Source organism: Hymenobacter agri (assembly GCF_054778495.1).
In genome coordinates this window covers 1-3,550 of record NZ_BAAGZM010000453.1, presented here as the reverse complement: position 1 = coordinate 3,550, position 3,550 = coordinate 1, and the positions used below count along the sequence as shown (strand labels likewise).

Annotated in this window: 3 protein-coding genes; all 3 read right to left on the bottom strand. The window is 63.0% G+C overall.

All coding sequences use genetic code 11. The annotated features are described in order from the left end of the window. Nucleotides 1-276: hypothetical protein (locus ACYVDE_RS17535; protein WP_460502842.1), on the bottom strand; the 276-nt coding region annotated here is incomplete at its 3' end. A 179-nt stretch (nucleotides 277-455) separates the two neighbouring features. Beyond that, a complete protein-coding gene (locus tag ACYVDE_RS17530; protein WP_460502840.1) occupies nucleotides 456-3,119 on the bottom strand; it encodes a pectinesterase family protein in 2,664 nt (887 codons plus the stop codon). Nucleotides 3,120-3,375: 256 nt separating this feature from the next. Then, complete coding sequence (locus ACYVDE_RS17525) at nucleotides 3,376-3,537, bottom strand: T9SS type A sorting domain-containing protein (protein ID WP_460502843.1); 162 nt, start codon at nucleotides 3,535-3,537, stop codon at nucleotides 3,376-3,378. Between the last annotated feature and the right edge of the window lie 13 nt (nucleotides 3,538-3,550).

Here is a 3,550-nt window from a genome sequence, read left to right as displayed (position 1 = left end):
CGCTGGCGCGGCGGCCTGGCGCAGGGCGCGGCCCTGCTCTTTCAGGGTGCGGAGTTGGGTGCGGTAGGTGACCAACTGGGTCCGGTCGGCGGCGGAAAGCTGAGGCTCCAGCTTCTGGCGCTGCTGGCGGAGCACGGGCAGCACGTTGGCCTGCACGTAAGCGCGGATTTCGCGGCGAATGGGGCGGTGTTCGCGGGGGCCGCGGCTGGCCAGGCCGGTGAAGGTGGCGGCCAGTACCAGTAGCAGGATGAGGCCGGAGGTGAAGCGTGATTTCATGAAAAGAATGAATAAAGAACCATAATAAAATCACCCATCAGATGCTTGATTGCCAGCGAGGTTTAAGGCCACCAAAGATTTTATTCATCCAATGTTAATCTGCAGACTTTGTGCAGCCGACATAAAAAAGCCCGCTACTGAACGGTAGCGGGCTTTAAAGCAATTTACGGGAGCAGGTATTATTCCACCACCACCTTGCGCGCTACCGGCACGCCGCCCATGTCAAGCCGCAGCGTGTAGATGCCACGGGCCAGGCCACGCACCTCGAATTCACCTTCGGCAACTTGGCCGGCGGCGCCGCTCAGCATGCGGCGCAGCACGGGCTGGCCCAAGGCGTTGAGCAGCATGGCGGGTACCGGGGCCGAGTTGCTAGCCACCGGCAGCTGCACGCGGAAAGAGCCGGTGGCCGGGTTCGGGAACAACTGCACCTGAGCAGCCAGGGCGCGGCTGGCCGTGGTGGCCGTAGGCGTGGCGGCGTCGCCCTTGAAGCGCACGTTTTTCAACAGGCCGTAGCGGGGCGTACCGGTGCTGCTGCAGGCGAAGTACAGGCGCACGCTCAGCGTTTTGCCGGCGGCTACCGACACCCCGCCGCTGGGGTTGGCGGTGCTGGGGCCGTTCAGGGCCACGCGGTAGAGCGTCACGTTGCCGTTCACCTGGTTCAGCAGCGGGAACGACTTGCTGAAGTTGCCGCTGGCCGTAAGGGCCTGCGCCCCGCCGGGCCCGGTTACGCTCGTGATTTCGGTGGAGTCGGCCGGTGCCGTAAAGCCGTTTAGCGAGTATACCACGGCCATTTTCGTACCCGAGCTGGTATTGTAGAAACCGGCGTTGAACAGTACCGAATCGACGCGCACGGCGCTGCCGCCGGCCGGCACGCTCAGCGTGAACTGCTCGTAGTACAGGCGGCTCAGGTTGCCGCCCACGGCGCTCCAGGTGCCGTCGCCGTTGGCCGTGGGGCCGAAGGCCTGTCCGTAGAGGTTGGAATAGGCCGGCACCAGCGGGTTGGTGCCCGAGGGCGTGGTGCCATTCGATACGTAGAGGCGCTTAAGAGTGGGCACGGTGGCCGTTATGCGGCTGCTGCGGGCCTGGGTACTGTCGGCGTTGTTCACGCGCAGCGGCCAGTATTCCAAGATGTTCGAGGTGATGGTGGGCGCCACAATGGCCGTGCCGCTCAGGGCTACGCGCACAGTGGTGGCGTTGGTGCTGGTCAGGGTGAGCGTGCCGGTGTAGGTACCGGCCGCGGTGGCGTTCAGGCGCACGTACACCGGCGTGCTGGCCACGGCACCGCTGGCGGGCGTCAAACTCACAGTGCTGGCGTAGGTACCACCCGAAGTCAGCGAAACCTGGTAGTTGGCGGGGGCCGTTACCGTTACGGTGCCAGCCAAATCGGTGCCCGATACGGCCACGCTCTGGGTCGGCGAGGGCGTGCCCAGCTGCTGCGTGAAATTGCCCAGGCTGCCGCTGGCCGTCACCGTGGGTGCACTGCTAATGGTGGCGGTATCGGACGAAATCTGGGCTGGCGTCGCGCTGCCGCGCACGAAGTATTTCGAGAGGCTGCCCGAGGCCGGAATAACTTCCGAATACGAGTAGTTGAACACCGTGTCGCCGGGTTCCGTCTGAGTGCTCACCACCGCGAAAGCGCCCAGCGCGGCCGGCGGCGTGGCCGTGGCGCGGTAAATGCTCAGCACGTCGCCGGCAATGGGGAAGCTGGTGTTCCAGGTGAAAGCCGCGGTGCTGGCTCCTTTAACCCCTTTGAAGTTGTTGACAATAACCGTTTTCATGAACGGTGTGGTGCAGTCAATCAGGGAGCAGGGCTCCCAGTTGCCCATAATGTTGGCCTTGGTGTAAGTGGCGGCTTCGGCGGCGGTGAGCTGCGATGAGGGCTGCACGGGCGTCAGGCCCTGGCCCGACAGCACCCGGCTGCTGGTTTTGATGGCCTTGCCGTTGAAGTGCGTGTTCTGGTACTCCACAAAATACGAGTCTCGGATGGTGGCCGTGCCGGCCGAGCTAGTCGGGGCCCAGCCCTCGTCCAGAATCAGCGGCGTACTCAGGTTGCAGTTCAGGAAGGCCGCCTTGGGGTTAGCCTGCCAGGGGCGGCCGAGGTCGTAGGTAGTGCCACCGGCCACCGAGTGCCCAGTCACGTTGCAGTTTTTAAACACGAAGCCGAATGCCTGGCCGGCCGGCGTGTTGGGAACAGCAATAAACGAAGTGCTGGCCGTGGCCTTGTTCTTCGCATAAATGTTGCAGTTCTCGAACAGCGCCGCCGAACTGCCGAAAATGAAGTCGGTGTTGCCCTCGATGTAGCAGTTCAGGAAGTACTGATGCGGCGTGCCGCTACCCTTCAGGTACATGGTGTCCTGATTGCCCAGGAAACGGCAATTACGAAACGCCGCCCGGTCAGCATTCACCAGAATGGCCACGGCCTGCCCGTTGGAGGCAGCCTCACCAAACGAGTTTTCGAACGTCAGGTTCAGGGCCGAAAAGTCGGTGGCGTTGATGGTGACTGAGGCCGAGTTCTGCGTGCCCAGGGCCACGCCGCCCACGAGCGTGCCGGCCGAATTGTTGTAGGTGATGACGGTGTTGCCCACGCTCTCGCCCACCAGTTGAATGAAGGGCTTGGTGGATGGCACGTTCACCACCTCGCGGTAGCGGCCGTTTTTGATGAAGATGGTGAACACCGTGGTGCGGCCGGCCGGGGCGGCATCGATGGCGGCCTGCACGGTGGTGTAGTTGCCGGTACCATCTTTAGCCACGGTCAGGTCGTAGGCTAGGAGCCGGGAGGTCAGGGCCACGAGCAGTAGCAGGGCGCTGGTCAAACTCAGGCGTTGGGTAAAAGGTCGGTTCATGGAAAGAATAACAGGGTGGGATTTAGGTGTTAGTGCCGCTTGCACCGAAGAAAGGTACACTGACCCTCAACCCCTTCCGACCTTTAAAACCCGACAAAATCTGCGCAATCGTTGCCGGGAACGATGCCAGAACACCAACGCCCCTCCTCCTCCGCCATCCAGCTTCAGCCTTCATCCTACCAGACAAAAAAAGCCCGCTGCAAAGCTTGCAGCGGGCTTTCATCAAAGAGCAGTCGGGCCAGGCAGCCCGGCGGCGCTATTCTACTACCACCTTCCGGACCACGGGCGTACCGTTCACGTTCAGGCGCAGCGTATACACGCCGGCGGCCAGCGCACGCACGTCAAACTCGGCGTCGATGGCCTGGCCGGCAGCGGCGTTCAGCGTACGGCTCAGCACCGTCTGGCCCAGCGCGTTCAGCAGCGTGGCCTGC